Annotated in this window: 25 protein-coding genes; 16 read left to right on the plus strand and 9 right to left on the minus strand. The window is 70.0% G+C overall.

Annotated elements, in window-relative coordinates; genetic code table 11:
• Positions 1 to 42: 42 nt before the first annotated feature.
• From ACG00Y_RS02245 to ACG00Y_RS02265, 5 genes are all read left to right on the plus strand, one after another.
• Entirely contained in the window at positions 43 to 177 is a 135-nt protein-coding gene (locus tag ACG00Y_RS02245) for a hypothetical protein (protein ID WP_394475643.1), read from the plus strand.
• A 129-nt stretch (positions 178 to 306) separates the two neighbouring features.
• Positions 307 to 975, plus strand: coding sequence for a hypothetical protein (locus tag ACG00Y_RS02250; RefSeq protein WP_394475644.1), 669 nt, complete (start codon positions 307 to 309; stop codon positions 973 to 975).
• A gap of 50 nt (positions 976 to 1025) precedes the next feature.
• Entirely contained in the window at positions 1026 to 1715 is a 690-nt protein-coding gene (locus ACG00Y_RS02255; protein ID WP_394475645.1) for a hypothetical protein, read from the plus strand.
• An 8-nt stretch (positions 1716 to 1723) separates the two neighbouring features.
• Complete coding sequence (locus ACG00Y_RS02260; RefSeq protein ID WP_394475646.1) at positions 1724 to 2740, plus strand: sensor histidine kinase; 1017 nt, start codon at positions 1724 to 1726, stop codon at positions 2738 to 2740.
• Positions 2737 to 3501: a LytR/AlgR family response regulator transcription factor gene (locus ACG00Y_RS02265; RefSeq protein ID WP_394475647.1), complete on the plus strand. Its 765-nt coding sequence runs from the start codon at positions 2737 to 2739 to the stop codon at positions 3499 to 3501. The genes ACG00Y_RS02260 and ACG00Y_RS02265 overlap by 4 nt, the downstream gene beginning before the upstream one ends.
• A 5-nt stretch (positions 3502 to 3506) precedes the next feature.
• On the opposite strand, the gene ACG00Y_RS02270 is transcribed toward ACG00Y_RS02265, so the two are convergent.
• The 8 genes from ACG00Y_RS02270 to ACG00Y_RS02305 all read right to left on the minus strand — a co-directional run bounded on the left by ACG00Y_RS02270 (position 3507) and on the right by ACG00Y_RS02305 (position 11138).
• Positions 3507 to 4685 (minus strand): MFS transporter, encoded by a 1179-nt coding sequence (locus ACG00Y_RS02270; protein WP_394475648.1) that lies wholly within the window; start codon positions 4683 to 4685, stop codon positions 3507 to 3509.
• The gene (locus tag ACG00Y_RS02275) at positions 4682 to 6061 is read right to left on the minus strand and encodes a DNA recombination protein RmuC (RefSeq protein WP_394475649.1); all 1380 of its coding nucleotides are present in this window, start codon (positions 6059 to 6061) and stop codon (positions 4682 to 4684) included. Before ACG00Y_RS02275 ends, ACG00Y_RS02270 begins: the two co-directional genes overlap by 4 nt.
• 23 nt (positions 6062 to 6084) lie before the next feature.
• Positions 6085 to 6792 carry a LytR/AlgR family response regulator transcription factor gene (locus tag ACG00Y_RS02280; RefSeq protein ID WP_394475650.1) on the minus strand — a complete coding sequence of 236 codons (708 nt, stop codon included), beginning with the start codon at positions 6790 to 6792 and terminating at the stop codon, positions 6085 to 6087.
• Complete coding sequence (locus ACG00Y_RS02285; RefSeq protein ID WP_394475651.1) at positions 6789 to 8087, minus strand: sensor histidine kinase; 1299 nt, start codon at positions 8085 to 8087, stop codon at positions 6789 to 6791. The genes ACG00Y_RS02280 and ACG00Y_RS02285 overlap by 4 nt, the downstream gene beginning before the upstream one ends.
• Positions 8088 to 8219: 132 nt before the next feature.
• Entirely contained in the window at positions 8220 to 9011 is a 792-nt protein-coding gene (locus ACG00Y_RS02290) for a hypothetical protein (RefSeq protein WP_394475652.1), read from the minus strand.
• Positions 9008 to 9988: a 2-hydroxyacid dehydrogenase gene (locus ACG00Y_RS02295; RefSeq protein ID WP_394475653.1), complete on the minus strand. Its 981-nt coding sequence runs from the start codon at positions 9986 to 9988 to the stop codon at positions 9008 to 9010. The genes ACG00Y_RS02290 and ACG00Y_RS02295 overlap by 4 nt, the downstream gene beginning before the upstream one ends.
• Before the next feature lie 2 nt (positions 9989 to 9990).
• The gene (locus ACG00Y_RS02300; RefSeq protein ID WP_394476180.1) at positions 9991 to 10689 is read right to left on the minus strand and encodes a nitroreductase; all 699 of its coding nucleotides are present in this window, start codon (positions 10687 to 10689) and stop codon (positions 9991 to 9993) included.
• Between the two features lie 11 nt (positions 10690 to 10700).
• The gene (locus ACG00Y_RS02305) at positions 10701 to 11138 is read right to left on the minus strand and encodes an acyl-CoA thioesterase (RefSeq protein ID WP_394475654.1); all 438 of its coding nucleotides are present in this window, start codon (positions 11136 to 11138) and stop codon (positions 10701 to 10703) included.
• 178 nt (positions 11139 to 11316) lie between these two features.
• Here ACG00Y_RS02305 and ACG00Y_RS02310 point away from each other — a divergent pair, with 178 nt between their 5' ends.
• Entirely contained in the window at positions 11317 to 11787 is a 471-nt protein-coding gene (locus ACG00Y_RS02310) for a cache domain-containing protein (RefSeq protein ID WP_394475655.1), read from the plus strand.
• A 6-nt stretch (positions 11788 to 11793) separates the two neighbouring features.
• Entirely contained in the window at positions 11794 to 13329 is a 1536-nt protein-coding gene (locus tag ACG00Y_RS02315; RefSeq protein WP_394475656.1) for a methyl-accepting chemotaxis protein, read from the plus strand.
• Here the strand turns inward: ACG00Y_RS02315 and ACG00Y_RS02320 are convergent.
• The gene (locus ACG00Y_RS02320; protein ID WP_394475657.1) at positions 13307 to 14242 is read right to left on the minus strand and encodes a histone deacetylase family protein; all 936 of its coding nucleotides are present in this window, start codon (positions 14240 to 14242) and stop codon (positions 13307 to 13309) included. The two genes, ACG00Y_RS02315 and ACG00Y_RS02320, sit on opposite strands and share 23 nt — an antisense overlap.
• A gap of 171 nt (positions 14243 to 14413) precedes the next feature.
• Between ACG00Y_RS02320 and ACG00Y_RS02325 the strand changes: the two genes are divergently transcribed.
• The 9 genes from ACG00Y_RS02325 to ACG00Y_RS02365 all read left to right on the plus strand — a co-directional run bounded on the left by ACG00Y_RS02325 (position 14414) and on the right by ACG00Y_RS02365 (position 20251).
• On the plus strand, positions 14414 to 14971 hold the full coding sequence (locus ACG00Y_RS02325; RefSeq protein WP_394475659.1) for a phasin family protein: 558 nt from the start codon (positions 14414 to 14416) through the stop codon (positions 14969 to 14971).
• Between the two features lie 169 nt (positions 14972 to 15140).
• Positions 15141 to 15860, plus strand: coding sequence for a LiaI-LiaF-like domain-containing protein (locus tag ACG00Y_RS02330; protein WP_394475660.1), 720 nt, complete (start codon positions 15141 to 15143; stop codon positions 15858 to 15860).
• Between the two features lie 5 nt (positions 15861 to 15865).
• Positions 15866 to 16927, plus strand: coding sequence for a sensor histidine kinase (locus tag ACG00Y_RS02335; RefSeq protein ID WP_394475661.1), 1062 nt, complete (start codon positions 15866 to 15868; stop codon positions 16925 to 16927).
• Positions 16924 to 17646, plus strand: coding sequence for a LytR/AlgR family response regulator transcription factor (locus tag ACG00Y_RS02340; RefSeq protein WP_394475662.1), 723 nt, complete (start codon positions 16924 to 16926; stop codon positions 17644 to 17646). Before ACG00Y_RS02335 ends, ACG00Y_RS02340 begins: the two co-directional genes overlap by 4 nt.
• 9 nt (positions 17647 to 17655) lie before the next feature.
• A complete protein-coding gene (locus ACG00Y_RS02345; RefSeq protein WP_394475663.1) occupies positions 17656 to 18045 on the plus strand; it encodes a VOC family protein in 390 nt (129 codons plus the stop codon).
• Positions 18046 to 18051: 6 nt separating this feature from the next.
• The gene (locus tag ACG00Y_RS02350) at positions 18052 to 18342 is read left to right on the plus strand and encodes an ASCH domain-containing protein (protein ID WP_394475664.1); all 291 of its coding nucleotides are present in this window, start codon (positions 18052 to 18054) and stop codon (positions 18340 to 18342) included.
• Positions 18317 to 18688, plus strand: a complete 372-nt coding sequence (locus ACG00Y_RS02355; RefSeq protein ID WP_394475665.1) for a cupin domain-containing protein — start codon at positions 18317 to 18319, stop codon at positions 18686 to 18688. Before ACG00Y_RS02350 ends, ACG00Y_RS02355 begins: the two co-directional genes overlap by 26 nt.
• A gap of 77 nt (positions 18689 to 18765) precedes the next feature.
• A complete protein-coding gene (locus tag ACG00Y_RS02360; RefSeq protein ID WP_394475666.1) occupies positions 18766 to 19665 on the plus strand; it encodes a YihY/virulence factor BrkB family protein in 900 nt (299 codons plus the stop codon).
• A gap of 64 nt (positions 19666 to 19729) precedes the next feature.
• Positions 19730 to 20251, plus strand: a complete 522-nt coding sequence (locus tag ACG00Y_RS02365; protein ID WP_394475667.1) for a gluconokinase — start codon at positions 19730 to 19732, stop codon at positions 20249 to 20251.

The following is a 20251-nucleotide window of genomic DNA, read 5'->3' on the forward strand; positions in this document are numbered from 1 at the left end:
GGCGCGGGCGACTATCGCACGCACCCATACACTGCCGCCCGCATGGGATCGACCGCCAACACCTTCGTCGTGCCCCTCCTGGCGCTGGCGGGCGGCGCGACCAGGGTGTCGCGCGACCCGGGTGCCGACGTGCCGGGCGACTTCCCCGGGCCAAACGCCACGTCGCCGCGGCCTTGAGGCCGGCAGGCGCTCATCACCTGGCGCTTGGCCTTGTCGGCGCTGAGGCTGGCTCGTCGCATCGGGCGGGCGCCATGGGCCTCGGCTGCCCACACTGCGGTCGTTCCTCACATGTCAAAGGATGACTTCATGGACTACCGCGCCCTCTTGACCATTCCGCTGGCGGCTCTGGCGCTGAGCGCCAGCGGCGGCGCCGGGCTGCGCCAGCCCAGTGGCTGGGAAAGCGGCAGCACCTACCGCCCGCCGCAGGGCGCCACGCACGAGGCCGGCGTCGCCCCCGAGACGGAGAACAGCGGCCAGCGCGCCCTGACCGTCAAGGCCATTGGCAAGCGCGAGCTCCACGACATCGGCAGCGTCAGCCAAACACTCAGTGGCTACGCCGGCCAGCGCGTGCGCTTCTCGGCACAGGTGAAGACGGTCGGCGTCGACCAGTGGGCCGGGCTCGCGGTCGGCCCGGGCTATATGCCGTTCTGGTCGCACCCGGAGTCCCGCGAGGCCGACGCTGACGCCACGGTGCCGCGCGGCGCTGCCGGCTGCCCCGAGTGGTGCAACGTGAGCGTGGTGGTCGACATCCCAGCGGAAACGCGCGGCAGGGTGCAGGTGGGCCTGGCCCTGGTGGGCAATGGCCAGGTCTGGGCGCGCGGCTTCAAGCTGGAGACGGTCGGGCACGAGGTGCCGGTGTCATCGCACCGCTTCGCCGCAGAGGCCGCTGCGGCGACCAAGGCCAGGAAGAAGTTCTACGACACGTACCGGCTCAACCGGTCACCGACAGCCCCCAAAAACCTGTCGCTGAAGTAAGTGCCGCTCAGGCCGCCAACCCACCCGAACGCTCGCCAAGGCCACCTTCCATGGACTACCGCACCCTTCTCCTCGCTCCGCTGGCCGCCATCGTGCTCAGCGTCGGCGCCACCACACCGATGCGCATGCCCGACGGCTGGCGTGCACACAACACCTTCATCTTCTCCGTGCTCACACTGACGGCTTCGAAAGGCTACGAAGTCGGCATCGATCCCGCCAGCGATGCAGCCGGCAACCCCAGCCTCACGATCCGCTTCCTGAAGCCGACATTGCCGCAGCGTGTCGACATCGCTGCCGCGCGCCAATCCGTGGATGGCTACGCGGGCAAGCGGCTGCGCTTCAGCGGCCAGCTGCGTGCTGACTCCGTGAAGGGCTGGGCCGGCCTCTATCTCGGACGGGGCGACGGCAGCTGGCTGCACCGGATGGCTGTCGCCGGGCCCGATGCCGAGTCGCTGCTGCCCGCCGGCACGGCGGTCGTGGCTGATGGCGGCTGGCATGACGCCAGCGTCGTGTTCGACGTGCCGGCCGATGCAGCCAGCGTCGACTTCGGCGTCGCCCTGGTGGGCGAAGGCCAGGTCTGGGCCCGCAACCTGCAGTTCGAGGTGGTGGGCTCCGAAGTGGCGGCGACGGCGACCACCCTCGGCGTTGACCTGCAATCCGTCCGGCGCGCCCAAGCCGAGGACAAGGCGCAGATGGCGAAGTTGCCGCCCGAACCGCTGGTGAACGCGGCGCTGGAATGAGTCCGCCCATGTCACGCCCGCCGCTGCGCCGCGCCCTCCTCCCCGCCTTGCTGTTCTGGGCGACGTTGGCCCTGCTTCACTGGCTCTGGCCCCATGCGCGCTGGCTGGCGCCGGCCGCCCAGATGTGGCTGGCCTACAGCGCTGCCTGGTTCACGCTCAACTGGCGCTGGTGGCCCGTGGCGGTGCCGCTGGCCGCAGCGTTGGGCGCAGCGGCGGGCACGCTGCTGCTGCCCGGCATTGAGCTGGCGCAATGGCAGGCCCCGCTGGCGCTGTGGCGGCCCTGGCTGCCAGGCTTTGCCTTCGCGCTGCTGCTGCACCTGCCACTGCGCTGGTGGCGCTGGCGCGAGGAGCAGGCCATCGCGCTGCGACTGGCCCGCACCGAGCAGACGGCGGCCATGGCCGAGCTGTCGCGCCAGGTCAGTCTGACCGAGCTGAAGGCGCTGCAGGCCCAGGTGGAGCCGCACTTCCTGTTCAACTCGCTGGCCAGCCTGCAGCAGCTGATCCGCAGCCAGCCGGCCACAGTCGAGCGTTTTCTCGGCGAGCTGCATGACTACCTGCGCCTGGCCCTGCCCTCGCTGCGCGAACCCACCAGCACGCTGGCGCAGGAGTTCGAGCTGGCACGCGCCTATCTCACGGTCATGGCCACGCGGTTGGGCGAGCGCCTGCGCTTCGGCCTGCAGGCGCAGCCCGAATGCCAGGACTGCAGGCTGCCGCCAATGATGCTGCTAACGCTGGTGGAGAACGCCGTGCGCCATGGCATCGAGCCCAAGCCGCAGGGCGGCCGCATCGAGCTGGAGGCGCGGCGCGAGGGCGACCGCTTCGTGCTCGAAGTGCGCGACGACGGCGTCGGCCTGCAAGCGGCCGCAGCGTCGCCCACGCAGGACCAGGGCCTGGGTCTGGCCAACCTGCGCGACCGCCTGGCTGGCCTGTACGGCGGGTCGGCCCGGCTGATCATCCAGCAGCGCCCCACTGGCGGCGTCAGCGCCCGCATCGAACTGCCCTGGGAGGCAACCCGGAACCCATGAGAAATCCCACCGCCCTGCTGATCGAAGACGAACCCCTGCCCCGCCAGCGGCTGCGCGAGGGCCTGGCCGAGCTGTGGCCACAGCTGCAGGTGCTGGCCGAGACCGAGGACGGCGAACGCGGCCTGGCGCTGGTGCTGGAGCTGCGGCCCGACATCGTCTTCGTCGACATCCGCCTGCCCGGGCTGGACGGGCTGCAGCTGGCGCGGCGCATCAAGGGTCTGTGCCACGTCGTCTTTGTCACCGCCTACGACGCACATGCCGTGACCGCCTTCGACCAGGGCGCGGTGGACTACCTGCTCAAGCCGCTGGCCACCGAGCGCCTGCGCGAGACGGTGCAACGCCTGCAACAGCGCCTGCAGCTGCCGCCGGCCGAGCTGGCGCGCTGGCTGCAGCAGTGGGCACCGCCCGAGCTGCCGCCGGCTGCGGCTGCGCCCGCCGCGCCGCTGCGCTGGCTGCAGGCCTCGCAGGGCGAGCGCCTGCACCTGGTGATGGTGGCCGACGTGAGCCACTTCCGCAGCGACAACAAGTACACCTGCGCTGTCACGCCCGAGGGCGAGTTCCTGCTGCGGCTGCCGCTGCGCGAGCTGCTCGCCCAGCTGGACCCCGAGCAGTTCTGGCAGATCCACCGCGCCGTCGTCATCAACCTGGCGCAGGTGGCGCGCGTGGAGCGCAGCCTCACCGGCATGGACGTGCTGCTCAAGGATGGCTGCACGCGGCTGCCGGTGAGCCAGAGCTTTCAGCCGCGCTTCAAGCCGATGTGAAAACTTCAGGCGGGGCCATCGCTGCCCAGGCGCCGCGCCGGCCACTGCGCCGCCAGCAGCGCCCCGGCCATCAGCCACATCGGCGCCGCCAGCGCCGTGGCCGCCGCCAGCATGCCGAAGCCGGCCGGCATGGCGACCGTGGCGCCGTTGACCGACAGCATGCGCAGCCCCAGCGCCTGGCCGTGGCGCTCGGGCGGCGTGGCGCGGTGCAGCATGGCCAGGATCATGGGCTGCGTGGAGCCCAGCGCCACGCCCAGCAGCGCCGAGCCGCACATCAGCCCCGCCGTGCCGGGCAGCCAGGCGTAGGCCATGAAGGTCAGCGCGGCCAGCGCCATCGCGCCGCGCACGGCCTTGGCCTCGTCGATGTCGTCCGAGAAGCGCACGATGGCCAGCCGCACCACCGTGGCCGCCGCCGCGAAGCAGCCCAGCACCAGGCCGATGCTGGCCGCCGACAGCCCGCGCGCATGGCCCACGACCGGCACGACGAAGCTGTGCGCATCCCAGCCGGCCGACAGCGCCAGGTTGACGATCAGCAGGCGGCGGTAGGCGGGCAGCCTGAACAAGTCCCACGCCGCCGGCTCACGAAAGCTCTTGCTGAAGACGGCCGGCGGGTTGCGCGGCACCTTCATGGCCAGCCCCCAGGCCAGCACCGGCAGCACGGCGGCGAAGGCGAACGCGGCCGTCATGCCGGCATGGTCGATCAGCAGGCCGGCGGCGATGGGCGACAGCGCGTTGGACATCGCCGGGCCGAGTGCCATCCAGCTGAAGATGCGCTTGAGGTCGCGAGGCTCTTCGGCCATCAGCCCGGCCTCACGCTGCATCGCCACCGCCGCCACCGCGACGGCGCCGCCGCACAGCAGGCAGCCGATGGCAATGGCCCAGACCTGTTGCACCGCCAGCGCCAGCAGCGCACCGACGAGCGCCAGCAGCACGCCGAAGCCGACCGGGCGATGAAAACCGTGCCGGTCCGCCAGCCGCCCGGCCCACAGCGACAGCGCAATGGGCGCGACGGCGAACAGGCTCAGCAGCAGGCCGACCGAGGCCTCGCCATAGCCTTGCTTGAGCACCCACAGGCTGGCCGTGACGCGCGTGACGGCCATGCAGGCATGGACGCAGACCAGCGTGGCGATCAGCCACACGAAGGCGTGGCGCAGGTTTTTTTTCGCTGGCGCGGCAGCGCTCACTCGGCGTCCTCGCCCGCCGCAAGCTGCAGCAGTTGCGCAGCCGCGTCGTCCGGCAGCGCCTCCACGCCCTTGAGCTTGCGCGTCATCGCACGGGTGCGCACCTCGGCGGCGTCCAGCGTCTTGCCGGCTTCGTCGAGCTTGTTCTTCACCTTGGTCAGCACGTCGCCGAACTTGCCGAACTCGGTCTTCACCGCGCCCAGCACCTCCCAGACCTCGGCCGAGCGCTTTTCCAGCGCCAGCGTGCGGAAACCCATCTGCAGGCTGGTCAGCGTGGCCAGCAGCGTGGTGGGCCCGCACAGCATGACCTTGTGCTCGCGCTGCAGGCTCTCCATCAGGCCGGGCCGGCGCAGCGCCTCGGCGTACAAGCCCTCGGTGGGCACGAACAGGATGGCGAAGTCGGTCGTGTGCGGCGGGCCGATGTACTTTTCGCGGATGGTCTTGGCCTCCAGCCGCAGCCGGCTCTCGATGGCCTTGCCCGCCGCGTCGGCAGCGGGCGCATCGGCGCGTTCCTGGGCGTCGAGCAGGCGCTCGTAGTCCTCGCGCGGGAACTTGGCATCGATGGGCAGCCACAGCGGCTGGCCATCGTCGCGCTGGCCCGGCAGCTTGATCGCGAATTCGACCCGCGCGCTGGAGCCGGGCAGCACCGCCACGTTGGCGGCGTACTGCTCGGCCGTGAAGACCTGGTCCAGCAAGCCCGCGAGCTGCACCTCGCCGAACACGCCGCGCGTCTTCACGTTGGTCAGCACGCGGTTCAGCGAGCCCACGTCGCGTGCCAGGTTCTGCATCTCGCCCAGGCCCTTGTGCACCTGCTCCAGCCGCTCGGCCACCTGCTTGAAGCTCTCGCCCAGGCGCTGCTCCAGCGTCGCATGCAGCTTCTCGTCGACGGTGGCGCGCATCTGCTCCAGCTTCTTCTCGTTGTCCTGCTGGATGGCGGTCAGGCGCAGCTCCACCGTGTGGCGCAGCTCGGCCAGGCGCTGCTCGTTCAGCAGCGACATGGCCTGCAGCTGCTCGCGCATGCCGTCGGCCAGGCGCTGCATGGATTCGGCCTGCGCCTGCGCGTTGCGCAACGCGGCAGCGTCCTGCGCCTCGCGCGCGGCGAGGGCCTGCTGTGCGAGGGACTGGTTGCTGTTCTGCAGGCCCTGGCCCAGCACCTGCTGGAACTGCGCCAGGCCCTGCACCAGCTCCTGGCGTGTGCCGCTGGCGCTGCGACTCAACTCGTCGCGCAGCTCGCGTTCCAGGCGTTCGTTGCCCTGCTGCAGCAGCTCCGGCGAGACCCCCGTCTGGGGCTTGTGGCGAGTCAGGATCAACACCACCAACAACAGGATCAAGGCCAGCAGGCCCAGCAGCAACATCTCGATCAGGCTCATGCCCGGCATTGTCGCTGCGGTGGCTCAGTGGCTCAGAGGGCCTTGAACAGCTGGTGATGCTGGGTGGACACCTTGAGCCGCTCGGCCCGGCCCTTGATCTCCAGCTCCAGCGCGTCGCCCGCGCGGTGCACGCCGTGCACATGGCGGCGGTTGACGACGACGCTGCGGTGGACCTGCATGAAGCGAGCCGGGTCCAGCCGCTCCAGCAGCTCCTTCAACGACAGCCGGATCAGCCCGTCGCAGTCCGGCGCGACGACGCGGGTGTACTTGCTGTCGGACTCGAAGTACTGCACGTCGTCCACATGCAGCAGCCGCACTTGGCTGCCCACGGCCACCTGCAGCCAGTCGTCGGCAGGGCGAGTTTGCGAAGGGGTCAGCGCCTCGCGCAGCCGCGCCACCGTCTTGGCCAGGCGCGGCAGCTCCACCGGCTTGAGCACATAGTCCACCGCCTGGGCCTCGAAGGCCTCGACGGCATGCGCGTCGTAGGCGGTCACGAAGACGACGCGCGTGTCCACGCCCTGCAGCGCGTCGGCCACCTGCAGGCCGGTCAGGCCGGGCATGCGGATGTCGAGAAAGGCGAGCTGTGGGCGCAACCGCTGGATGGCCTGCAAGGCCTCGATGCCGTCCTCGCACTCCTGCAGCAAGCGCAGCTCCGGCCACAGCTGGGCCAGCCGCTCGCGCAAGGCGGCGCGCATGAAGGGCTCGTCGTCGGCCAGGATGGCGGTGGGGGCGTCGGTCATGGTTTCAACGGCACCACCACCGTGGCCAGCACACCGCCTTCGGCCAGGCCCACGACGGACAGCTGCGCCCGCTCGCCGTGCAGGCCGCGCAGCCGCTCGCGGATGTTCTGCAGGCCCGTGCCGCCGTCGGGCGCCGTCACGCCGCTGAGGCCCACGCCGTTGTCCTGCACGCCCACGTGCAGCTCCGCCCCCACCTGCCGCGCGAACACGCGGATGCGCACCGGCCCGGGCTTGGGCTCCACGCCATGCTTGATGGCGTTCTCCACCAGCGTCTGCACCACCAGCGACGGGAACTCCGTGGTCAGCAGCGCGTCGGGCAGCTCCACGTCCACGGCCAGCCGCCCACCCATGCGCAGCTGGGCGATCTGCAGATAGGCGTCGGTCAGCTCGAACTCGCGGCCCAGCGTGGACGACAGCTGCCGCATGGACGGCATGGCCAGGCGCAGGTAACGGGTGAGCTGGTTCAGCAGCAGGCCGGCCTTGTCCGGATCGCTCTTGATCAGGTACTCGACCGTGGCCAGCGTGTTGAACAGGAAATGCGGTTCGATCTGCGCCTGCAGCACGGCCAACCGGGCTTCGGCGAGGTGGCGGGCGATGTCAGCCGTGTTGGCGCGCTCGTTGGCCTGGTCCACGCGCGGCTGCCATTTCAGCGTCGTTTGGTGGGTGACCACCAGCACCAGCAGGTAGAGCAGGCCCAGCGCAGGCGCGAGTGCGTAGTGCATAGGCCGCACCAGACCGAAACGCCCGATATGCAGCAGGTCCAGCACGATCCAGCAGGCCAGTTGGCCCACCAGTAGAGCCGGCAGCCACAGCCCCAGCGCGCGGCGCATCGTCGGGCGGTCACCCGCATGCCGCGCCAGCCACCAGTTGCTGAAGTCCAGCGGCATAGCGGCCGGCACGAACAGCAGGACCAGCAGCAGGTACTTCGCATCGATCGGCTTCAGTCCGTCTAGCAGCAGCGGCAACATTCCGACCAGCAAAAGCCCTGCGTAGATGCCTGCCAGCGCCAGCAGCGTGGCCGGCTTGCGGTAGCTGGCGAAGAGGCCGGCGCTACGCACATCCGTGCCGTAGCCCAGCACGCCCGACCCGGCCCAGTTCATGCCGTCGCGCACCATGAAGGCGACCGCCGCAAGCAGCGTCCACAGCGTCGTCACCATCATCCCGAGCACGCCCCAGCGCGGCTCGACTTGGATCACCAGCAGGCTGGACAGCGCCAGCACCGCCGTCGGCGCCCAGAACCAGCGGAGCTTGTGGCGGCGCTGCTCATGGCCAGCGTCAGACCTCTCCAAACTCATCGCATCCTGCATCGTCATGTCTCCGGCATGGCGGCCGCCCGCTCGCGACGCGCCCAGCCGCAGCTTGGACAAACGACGCGGGCGCGGCCTTTGGCGTACGACGACCGCCACCCCAGCCGCGACGAACACCCCTCAGGGCGCGACCAACCCCTTCACCGCCTTGGGCAGTTCGGCCTCGATCAGCACCTCCAGCGCCTGCACGCGCTGCTCGGGCGTGGTGGCCGCCCAGGGGTTGGCGGCCGCCTCGCGAGCCACCGGCAGGCGGCTGCCGACGGCCAGCGACTGCTCACGCCGCAGGCGCATGTCGTCCAGGTCGATCAGCGCGACGCGGATGGACACGAAGGGCGCGAACACCGGCAGGCCGGCCTGGCCGTCGAAGCCGATCTGGCCGCTGGGCCGCTGGTCCAGCACGAAGCCCGGGCCTTGCAGCGTGTTGAGGATGCGCGCCGGCAGCGCGGCGATCAGCCCCGGCTCCTGCACGCTGCGCGTGACCAGCAGCAGCTTGCCCGCGCCGCCCGAACGCACGGCGGCGGCGAGGTTGCCCGGCAGGCTGAGCTTGCCGTCGACGAAGAGCAGGGCCGGGTCGCCGAACAGGCTGCGCGTGGACGAGGTGTAGAGCTTGACGTCGTACTTGTCGCTCGCGGCCTTGACCGCCAGGTTGAGGGCCTGCAGCACCGCGTTGTCCATGGCACCGGCCGGCGTGGCTCGCCACTCGCCGGCCTGCACGGTGTCGCCGCGCGCGGGCGTCAGGCTCAGCAGCTGCACGCCGTCACCCAGCAGGGAGAGCGCCGCAAACTTGTTGGGGTCGCGCGGCGCGTTGTCAGCGGCGGCAGGCGCCGAACTGGCGGCGGGCGACGTTGGAGGCGTCTGGCCCACAGCAAGGGCGGGCAGCAAGGCAAGCAGGCAGAGCAGGCGGCGATTCATGCAGGAAGGATCTCGGGGTTCAGCGGCGTGGGCGGCACAGTGCCTGTGAGCGCAGCGACCAGATTGTCAGCGGCCAGCTGCGCCATCGCGAGCCGGGTGGGCATGGTGGCGCTGGCGATGTGCGGCGTGAGGACGACGTTGGGCAGCGTCAAGAGCGCCGGGTTGACCTTGGGCTCGCCTTCGAACACATCGAGCCCAGCCGCAGCGATGCGGTGCTCGCGCAGCGCCGCAGCCAGCGCGTCCTCGTCGACGACGCCGCCGCGCGCGATGTTGACCAGCGTGGCGGTCGGCTTCATCAGCGCGATCTCGCCGGCGGCGATGCAGTGGTGGGCTTCGGCCGAGTACGGCAGCACGAGGATGAGGTGGTCCGCCTCGCGCAGCAGCTCGTCCTTGCTGACGTAGCGGGCGCCGAGCTGGCCCTCGATGTCGGCCGGCAGCCGGGAGCGGTTGTGATAGATCACCTTCATGCCGAAGCCCAGGTGGCCGCGCCGCGCGATGGCCTGGCCGATGCGGCCCATGCCCAGGATGCCCAGCGTCGCGCCATGGATGTCCGAGCCGGCCAGGTAGTCCCAGGACCAGCGCTTCCATTGCCCGTCGCGCAGCAGACGTTCGCCCTCGCTCATGCGCCGGGCGGTGGCCATCAGCAGCGCGAAGCCGAAGTCGGCTGTCGTCTCGGTCAGCACGTCGGGCGTGTTGGTGACGAGCACGCGGCGCGCGGTGCAGGCGGCCAGGTCGATGTGGTTGTAGCCCACGCTCATCGTGCTGACGACGCGCAGCTCGGGGCAGGCGTCCAGCAGGTCGGCCGTGATGCGCTCGGAGCCGGTGATGTAGGCGCCGGCCTTGCCCTGCAGCCGCGCCCGCAGCTCGTCCGGCGTCAGCACGGTCTCGCCCTGCACGGCGTCCACGTCGAACTGGGCAGAGAGTTGCTCGATGACGGCAGCCGGCGCGCGGCGTGCGACGAGGATGTTCTTGCGCATGCTCATTCCTCCAGGAAACGCGCGAACTCAGCCACCGGCGCGCGTTCGGTGACCAGGCTGTTCTCGACAGCGGCCGGGTCGGCAAACCCGAGCGACATGCCGCAGACCAGCATCTGCTCCTCGCCCAACTGCAGCTCCTCGCCGATCAGCCGGTGGAACTGCGTGAACGCCGCCTGCGGGCAGGTATGCAGGCCGCGCGCGCGGGCGGCCACCATGATGTTCTGCAGGAACATGCCGTAGTCCAGCCACGAGCCCTGCTGCATGACGCGGTCGATGGTGAAGAACAAGCCCACCGGCGCGTCGAAGAAGATGAAGTTGCGGCCATGCTGGTGCTGCATGCGCGCCTTGTCGGTCTTGGCGATGCCCAGCAGCCCGTACAGGTCCCAGCCCACCTTGCGGCGGCGGTCGATGTAGGGGCTGCGCCACTCGGTGGGGTAGTAGGCGTATTCCTCCTTGCTCGCAGCGTTCTGCGCGGGGTCGAGATAGGCGCCCTGGATGCGGCCGCCGACACGCTTGAGCGCCGCGCCGGTCAGCACATGGACCTGCCAGGGCTGGGTGTTGGTGCCCGACGGCGCGCGGGACGCGACTTCGAGAATCTCCTCCACCGTCTGGCGCGGCACCGGCGTGGGCAGGAAGGCGCGCAGCGAGTGCCGGGTCTTGATGGCCTCGTCGACGGCGGCGGTCTGCTCGGGCGTGGGCATGTCGAAACGGCTCATGGGGTCAGGTCTTTCAGCGCTTGAAGATAGGCGGCGGGCAGTTCGGTCACCGGGCGGCGGCTGTCGCGGTCGACGTAGACATGCACGAAGTGGCCGCGCGCCGCGCACAGGTCGCTGCCTTCGGCGAACAGGCCGATCTCGTAGCGCACGCTGGAGCGGCCCTGGTGGGCCACGCGCACACCGGCCTGGATGGCCTGCGGGAAGGCCAGCGACTCGAAGAAGTTGCAGTGCGTCTCGACCACCAGGCCGATGACGGCGCCGCCATGGATGTCCAGCGCGCCGGCGTCGATCAGCAGGCGGTTCACCGCCGTGTCGAAGAGGCTGTAGTAGACGACGTTGTTCAGGTGGCCGTAGACGTCGTTGTCCATCCAGCGCGTCGTCAGCGGCACGAAGGCGGGGTAGGCATGGCGGGCATCGGGTTGCGGTCGCGTCATGCGGGGCATTCTTCCATGCGTGCCAAGCTGCCCACAGATTGCAAAGGATTGCGGCATATGCCCTTGCGCGCGGCGAATTTCCGGAGCGACACTGCCCGCGAGCCTTTCGGCTTGGCCTGGCCGCAACATGGCGGCTCTGGTGAAACGGATTCACAAACGGCTCGGAAGGAGCACTCGCATGAATCGATTCCCGAAGTCTTCAGGTCTGGCCGCCCTCGCGGTCGTGGCGGCAGCCTTGCTGGCCCAGCCCGCACTGGCACAGAACGCCACCAAGGACGACGCGGTGGCCATGGTCAAGAAGGGCATCACCTTCATCAAGGCCAACGGCAAGGACAAGGGCTATGCGGAGATCACCGCCAAGAGCCCGCAATTCATCAAGCACGACCTCTACCTGGTTGTCTACGGCCTGGACGGCAAGTGCCTGGCCCACGGCGCCAACGAGAAGCAGGTCGGCCGCGACCTCATCGAGCTGAAGGACATCGACGGCAAGCCCTTCGTGCGCGAGCGCACCGAGCTGGGCCGCTCCAAGCCCAACGGCTTCTGGCAGGACTACAAGTTCACCAACCCGACGACCAAGAAGATCGAGCCCAAGCAGATGTATTGCGAGCGGCTGGACGAGACCATCGTCTGCGGTGGCATCTACAAGTAGCCCGCGATGAAGCTGGCTGCAAAGATGCTGCTGCCGCCGATGGCAGCGCTCGCTGTCGTGCTGGCCATCGGTCTCGGCAACAACCTGTACTCGTCGCGGCAGGTCGTGGCCGCCAACGAGGCCGGCCAGCAGCGCAACGAGGTCTTCATGACCATGGTGGCCGTGCAGACCCAGGTGGGCGAGATGCACGGCGGCGTCTACCGCGCGATCGCGCTGATGGCGTCGCTCGATGAAGCCCAGGTCAAGGCGCTGCGCGGCCAGCTCAAGCAGCAGATCGACGGCGTGACGCGCACGCTGACGGCACTGGCCGACATGGACGGCACACCGGCCGAGACCGACGCCCATATCCAGGCGGCGCTGCCGCTGCTGCAGGTCTACCTGACCAAGGCCGATGGCGCGGTCGACCTGGCCTCGGTGGACCCCAACACCGGCGTGGCCGCGATGCAGGACGCCGAGGCACGCTACAAGGACCTGGCCGGGCTGATCTCCAAGATCGTGCAGAGCATGGGCGCCGAGCAGCAGAGCGCCGCCGAGGCCCAGCAGGCCCATACGACCCAGCGCGCCTGGCTCTTTGGCGTCATCTCACTGCTGGCCACCTTCGCCGGCATGGGCGTGCTGCTGGTCATCCAGCGCAAGATCGCCGCCGACGTGAACGCCTCGCTGTCGCTGGCCCAGGCCGTGGCCAGTGGCGACCTGACGCAGCGCGCCACGCCGCTGGGCCAGGATGAGCTGGCGGGGTTGATGACGGCGCTGAACCAGATGTGCGAGCAGCTGGGCAGCACGGTGGGCGAGGTCATGATGGTGGCCGACTCCATCCGAACCGCGTCCGCCGAGATCGCCTCGGGCAACCAGGACCTGAGCCAGCGCACCGAGCAGACGGCCTCCAGCCTGGAGGTCACCAGCTCGTCGATGGCGCAGCTGACCGGCACCGTGCACCAGAGCGCCGACCATGCCGAGACCGCCAACCAGCTGGCCACGTCGGCCGCCACCGTGGCCCACCGCGGCGGCAGCGTCGTGCAGCAGGTGGTGGACACGATGACCGACATCGCGTCCTCCTCCAAGCGCATCGCCGACATCATTGGGGTCATCGACGACATCGCCTTCCAGACCAACATCCTGGCGCTGAATGCCGCGGTGGAAGCCGCGCGGGCCGGCGAGCAGGGCCGCGGCTTCGCGGTGGTGGCGGGCGAGGTGCGCAGCCTTGCGGGCCGCAGCGCGGCGGCCGCCAAGGAGATCAAGGCGCTGATATCCGCCAGCGTCGAACGCGTCGAGTCCGGCGCGCGGCAGGTGCAGGATGCCGGCGCGACGATGGGCGAGATCGTCGGCGCCGTGCAGCGCGTGACCGACGTCATGGGCGAGATCAGCGCCGGTGCCGCCGCGCAGAGCAAGGGCATCGCCGATGTCACCCAGGCTGTCACGCAGGTGGACGACATGACGCAGCAGAACGCCGCCCTCGTCGAGGAAAGCGCTGCAGCGGCCGAGTCGCTGCGCGAGCAGGCGCAGCGGCTGGCGCAGGTGGTCAGCCAGTTCCGCGTGCGCTGAGCCAGGCCTGCCACGAGCCGGCCGCGAGGTTCAGCGTGTTGACCTGCACGGCCACCGTCGTCGCCAGGTCGCGCCCGTAGCCGCCGGCCATGCTCAGCGCGACGGGGATTCGCCGCTCACGCAGCGCCGACAGCACGCGGCGGTCGCGCTCGGCTAGGCCTTCATAGGTCAGCTTCAGCCGGCCCAGGCGGTCGCCCTCGTGCGGGTCGGCGCCGGCCAGGTAGAAGGCTAGGCCGGGCTGAAAGCGACGCCAGATGTCGTCCAGCGCGCCGTCCAGTGCCGCGAGGTAGTCCGCATCGGCGCAGCCGTCGGCCAGGTCCACGTCCAGGTCGCTGGCCTCCTTGCGGAACGGGAAGTTGCGTGCGCCATGCATGGAGAAGGTGAACACGGTGTCGTCGTCACGGAAGATGGACGCGGTGCCGTTGCCCTGGTGCACGTCTAGGTCGATGACGAGGACGCGCAGCAGGCTGCGGTGCGTGCGGCCCCACTCCGCCTGCATCAACCGCGCGGCGACGGCCACGTCGTTGAAGACGCAGTAGCCCGAGCCCTTGTCGGCATAGGCATGGTGGGTGCCACCGGCCATGTTGGCCGCCACGCCCTCGGCCAGCGCCGCCCGCGCCGCTGCGATGCTGGCGCCGACCGAATGCCGCGAACGCGCGGCCATGGACGGGCTCCACGGGAAGCCGATCTCGCGCTGCGCGGCGGCACTCAGATGGCCCAGCAGCACGGCGTCCACGTAGTCCGGCGTGTGCGCCAGCGCCAGTTCGCCCTCGCTGGCAGCCGGCGCCGCCACCATGCGCAGCAGGCCCGGCTCGCGCTCGAAATGCTCGCGCAGCAGCCGGTACTTGGACTGCGGAAAGCGGTGGCCCGGCGGCAGGGCCAGGCTGTGGGCGTCGGAATGGAAAGCCAGCATGGGCTGGACCATAGCGTCACCCCTTTGTCACACGCTGTCACCCCTAATTTGCTGCACCGCAGCAAAAAGTTCTTGCAATCCGCTCAAGGCCCTCTATCATTCAGTCCATGTTGCAGTGCAGCAAAAGAAGCACAGCAAACGGTTCAACCACCTGATAGACGGAGAAACACCATGCTGACCGCTGAACAAGTCATTGCCGCCCACAAGGCCAACATCGAAACCCTGTTCGGCCTGACGAACAAGGCGTTCGAAGGCGTCGAGAAGCTCGTCGAGCTGAACCTGCAGGTCGCCAAGACCGCGCTGAGCGAAGCCGCCGACACGACCACCGCCGCCCTGTCGGTCAAGGACGCGCAAGAGCTGCTGTCCCTGCAAGCCGCCCTGCTGCAGCCGACCGCCGAGAAGGCCGCCTCCTACAGCCGCCACGTCTACGACATCGCTTCGAGCACCGGCGCTGAAGTCGCCAAGGTCGCAGAAGGCCAGTTCGCCGACGCACAGAAGAAGTTCTCGACCCTCGTCGACACCGCCGCCAAGAACGCGCCGGCCGGCACCGAGAACGCCGTCGCGCTGGTGAAGTCCGCCGTCGCCGCTGCCAACAACGCTTTCGAGTCGGTCCAGAAGGCCACCAAGCAAGCCGTTGAAGTGGCCGAAGCCAACTTCCAGGCCGCCACGACGCAAGCCGTCAAGGCCACGCAGACCGCCGCCCGCTCTGCCCCGAAGCGCGCTGCCTAAAGCCCGCTGAGGTTCACGCCTCCTGAAAGCCCGGTGTTTCGACACCGGGCTTTTTCATTGGCGACGCGCGCTGTCGATTCATCGGCCAAACCCGGCGATTCGCCGGCACCCGCGCCACGCGGTGCGTCGGTCAGGGTCTACTTGCGGCTCCGTTCGCTGCCTCAGCCCCATGCCGCCCCGCTCGCCCAACACTTCTCCTCAGCATGCCGGCCACCGCATCCTGTTCGGCCTGGCCATCGTTGGCATCGGCGTGCTGGCCTTGCTGGACAACCTGCACGTCTTCGACATCGAGCTGCTGAAGACCTTCTGGCCGCTGTGCCTGGTGCTGTGGGGCGTGGGCCGGCTGGTCTGGCGGGCGCAGGCGGGCAGCGCCATGGTCGGTGTGCTGGCCATAGCCGCGGGCCTGGTGCTGACGGCGGAGAACCTGGACTACCTGCGGTTCGACTGGCAGGACTGGTGGCCGCTGCTGATCATCGGCGCCGGCGTGTCCATCCTGATGCGCGGCTTCTCGCCCCGCCCCCACCCGGGCCGCTCGGGCGATGCAACTCAGCCAGCGCACGGCGCCCTGGTCGACATCGACGCCACGTTCAGCGGCATCAACCAGCGCATCGACTCCCGCGCCTTCCAGGGCGGCCGCATCAGCTGCACCTTTGGCGGCGTCGAGCTGGACCTGACCCAGGCCACCATCGTCGGCGACGAAGCCACGCTGGACATCGCGGCCCACTTCAGCGGCGTCGACCTGCGCGTACCGCGTGACTGGCTGGTGGTGGTGGAGGTAGCGTCCGTGTTCGGCGGCGTGGAGGACAAGACCGTACCGCCCATGAACCCCGGCCCGCGCCTGGTGCTGCGCGGCGACGTGATGTTCGCCGGCCTCGACATAAAAAACTGACCGCCTTGCACCCCCTGCTGACCCATCTGCGCGGGCTGGCGCTCTACCTGCTGGCCTGGGCGCTGGCCGGGCCGGCCCTGGCGGCGCTGCTGCAAGCCTTGGACATCGCGCCCATGGGCCGCGCGCTGGCATGGACGGCACCGCTGTGCTGCGTGTTCGCGTTCGTCGCGCTGGCCACCTACTACCCCTGCCGCAGCCGGCCCTTCGGCACGGCCAACTGGCCGGCGGCGCTGGGATATCGCATCGGTCTCGTCGCCACGTTGGCCACGGTGATGCTCGGGTTGGCAGTGGGCTGGGACCTGGCCGGCAGCCTGTTCGGCCACGCCGACGGCTGGGTGAGCCTGAGCCGCCACGGCCTGGCGCTGCTGGCCGCCGCCTTGCTGGGCCTGCTGACGCTGGCGGTGCTGACCCACGACCTGCTGCTCGCCTTTCAGGGCAGCCAGGCCGCCGCCGCACGCGAGGCCCAGGCGCGGCTGCTGGCGCGCGACATGGAGCTGCAGCTGCTGCGGCTGCAGATCGACCCGCACTTCCTGTTCAACAGCCTGAACTCCATCAGCGCCCTCACCCACCTGGACCCAGCCGCCGCTCGCGCGATGGCCATCGACCTGGCGCAGTTCTTCCGCCAGACGCTGGACCTCGCCGGCCGCGAGCGCATCCGCCTGGAAGACGAGCTGGGCCTGTTGTCGCACTACCTCGCCATCGAGCAGCAGCGGCTGGGCGACAAGCTGGCCACGGCCGTCGATGTGCCGCCCGAAAGCCTGGCCGCGCTGTTGCCGCCGCTGACGCTGCAGCCGCTGGTGGAGAACGCGCTCAAGCACGGCCTGCGCCCGCGCGACGACGGCGGCCTGCTGAGCATCCAGGCGCTGGTGCGCAACGGCTGGCTGCACCTGGCCGTGCGCAACCCCGTGCCCGAGACGGCGCCCGACAAGACCTGCCTGGGCATGGGCCTGCGCAACCTGCGCGAGCGCCTGGCCGCGCACTACGCCGGCCGCGCCCGCGTGCACTGGGGTGCCACGGCCGAAGGCTTCGCGGTAGAAATCGCCCTCCCTTTCGAGACGACGCCATGACCCTGCGCGCCCTCATCGCCGACGACGAATCGCTGGCCCGCCGGCTGCTCGCCGAGTACCTGCGCCCGCACGCCGATATCAGCATCGCGGCCGAGGCCGACAACGGCCTGGCCGCCGCGCGCGCCATCACCGAGCTGAAGCCCGACCTCGTCTTCCTCGACATCCAGATGCCCAAGCTCACCGGCCTGGAGGTGCTGGAGCTGACCGGCCGCCGCGACGGCGTCATCTTCACGACGGCCTACGACCAGCACGCGATGCGCGCCTTCGAGCTGCACGCGGTGGACTACCTGCTCAAGCCGTTCGCGCAGACCCGTTTCGACGCCGCGCTGGCCCGTGCCCGGCGCCTGCTGGGCCAGGCCGCGCCGGAGCTGGAGCGGCTGGTGGCGCCCGGCCCCCGGCTCACAAGGGTGCTCGTGAAAGACGGCGAAGGCATGCAGGTGCTGCTGGTCGACGACATCGCCTACATCGAGTCCCAGGCCGACCAGGTCGCCTTCCACGCCCACGGCCGCGAGCACCTGAAGACGCAGCGCATCTCCGAGCTGGAGGCCCAGCTCGACCCCGCGCGCTTCGTGCGCGTGCACCGCAGCTTCATCATCAACCTGGCCGCGCTGCAAGGCCTGGAGAAGACCGACAGCGACGCCTATCTGGCGCGGATGAAGAACGGCAAGCGCATCCCCATCAGCCGCAGCGGCTACGAGCGGCTGCGCACGGAGATCTGAGCCTGGACCATGAAGCCCCGAATGATCATTCCCATGCTGGTCTGCGCCGACGCCGCACGCCAGATCCAGTTCTGCCAGGCAGCGTTCGGCGCGGTCGAGCTGTCGCGCCGCGCCGGCGCCGACGGCCAGGTCATCCACGCCACGCTGTCCATCCACGAGTCCCTGTTCATGGTGCACGACGACTCGCCCCACCTGGGCAGCCGCCCACCGTCGCCGGACGGCAGCTCGCCGGTCGTCCACTACCTGTACTGCGACGACGTCGACGCCACCATCGCCAAGGCCGTGGTCGCCGGTGCCCGCGTGCTGATGCCGGCCGCCGACCAGTTCTGGGGCGACCGCATGGGCCGCATCATTGACCCGTCGCACCACGTGTGGAACGTGACGACGCGCCTCGGCTGACGGCCCATGCAGTTCACGAAGAAGCTGCGCGAAGGCGTCAAGCGCGGCGACATCACCACCAGCATCCGCGTCTGGCAGTCGCCCCACGTGAAGGAAGGTGGCCGCTACCCGCTGGAGGGCGGCCACGTCGTCGTCACGTCCATCCGCGAGATCACGCTGAACGACATTTCCGAGTCGCTGGCCCGCGAATCGGGCTTCCGCAGCCTGGCCGACCTGCTCCAGACCGCGCGCCACGGCAGCGGCCACAAGGTCTACTTCATCCGCTTCCGCTATGAATCCACTACCGATCCGCTTTGACGGCAGTGACTGCCTGCACCTGGGCGCCGACCTGGCGATCAGCCGAGGCAGCGCCGCCAACCCATTCAACGGCTTTGCGGGCTTCACCTTCACGCCCGTCTCGATGGCGCGGGACGCGCCACACGGCGGCGAGATGCACCCTGACGGCGACGAGATCCTCTACGTCGTCGCGGGCCGCATCACGGTCACGCTGGAACTCGACAGCGTCGAGACCACCGAGCTCGGCCCCGGCCAGGGCCTGGTGGTGCCGCGCGGCGTCTGGCACAAGGTCCACGTGCTCAGCCCGGCAGAGCTGATCACGCTGTCGCCCGGGCCGCGACTGGAATTCCGCGCGCTGCAGCGGTAGCAAGGCCCCGTCCTACAAGCCAAGCTCACGCCCGCAGCCAGACTGCGCCCATGCGCTGGCTGGATCTGAGACAAACGGTGGCCCCGCTCGGCCGTGTGCTGCGGCTGACCTTCGACGGCTTCCTCGACAACCGCGGGCCGCGCATGGGTGCCGCCATCGCCTACTACACGCTGTTCTCGCTGGCGCCGCTGCTGCTGATCGTCGTGTCCATCGCCGGCATCGTCTGGGGCGGCGATGCGGTGCGGGGCCAACTGGTGGGGCAGCTCGAAGGCCTGCTCGGCGCGTCGGCGGCCATCACCATCGAGGAGATGCTCAAGACCGTCGCCTGGCCGGCCGGCGGCTGGCTCAGCACCGCCGTGGGCCTGGCGCTGATGCTGGTGGGCGCGACGACCGTGTTCGCCGAACTGCAGGACGCGCTGGACACCATCTGGCATGTGCCGGCCCGGCCGCTGCAGGGCTGGTGGGCCTGGGTGCGGGCGCGGCTGCTGAGCTTCGGGCTCATCCTGGGGCTGAGCTTCCTGCTGCTGGTGTCGCTGCTGCTGGGCGCCGCTTTAGGCGTGGCCGAGACCTGGTGGAAGCCGTGGTTCGGGCCCTGGCTCTACGTCGCGGCCATCGCCAACATGGTCATCAGCCAGGGCCTGGTGGTGGCCGTGTTCGCGCTGATCTTCAAGTGGATGCCGCGCGCCCGCATCGCCTGGCGCGACGTGCTGCTGGGCGCCCTCGTCACGGCCGGCCTGTTCGAGCTGGGGCGCCAGCTGATCGGCGCCTACCTGCAGGGCAGCGGCGTCGCCTCGGGCTTTGGCGCGGCGGCCTCGGTGGTGGCGCTGCTGGTGTGGGTGTACTTCTCGGCGCAGATCCTGCTGATCGGCGCGGAATTCACCTGGGCCTATGCGCGCGTGCTGGGCTCGCGGCGCGAGTCGGCCGCCCCCGCAACCGGCGGGGAAAACACGGAGCGGGCAAAGCCAGCGATTGGTTAGGATAGCGCTGTCCGCACCCACGCTGCGGCCCGCCCTGTTCTCACCGCTCGCCCTCTCTCGCTCCATGACACATCCAGCGCCCGATGCCCTCGTCTTCATGGGGGTCGCCGGCAGCGGCAAATCCACACTGGGCGAAGCGCTCGCCCGCCGCGCCGGCCGCGTCTGGCTGGAGGGTGACGACTTCCATGGTGAGGCCAACCGCCGCAAGATGGCCCAGGGCCAGCCGCTGGACGACGACGACCGCGCCGCCTGGCTGGCCGCGCTGTGCGAGCAACTGCGCCAACACCCCGCCGGCTTCGCGGCCTGCTCGGCCCTCAAGCGCGCCTACCGCGACCAGCTGCGCGCCGCCGCGCCGGGCCTGCGCTTCGCCTTCCTGGACGTCGAGAAGACCGAAGCCGCCCGCCGGCTGTCGACGCGCGCCACGCATTTCTTCAACGCCAGCCTCATCGACAGCCAGTTCGCCACGCTGGAGTCACCCGTCGGCGAACCCGGCGTGCTGCGCCTGGACGCGACACTGCCGCTGAACCAGCTGGAGGTGCAGGTCTGCGACTGGCTGCGCCTGCCCTCCCCCGTCGCCGCTCGCTGA

It is taken from the genome of Pelomonas parva (assembly GCF_043555835.1).
Lineage (GTDB): Bacteria > Pseudomonadota > Gammaproteobacteria > Burkholderiales > Burkholderiaceae_C > Pelomonas > Pelomonas parva.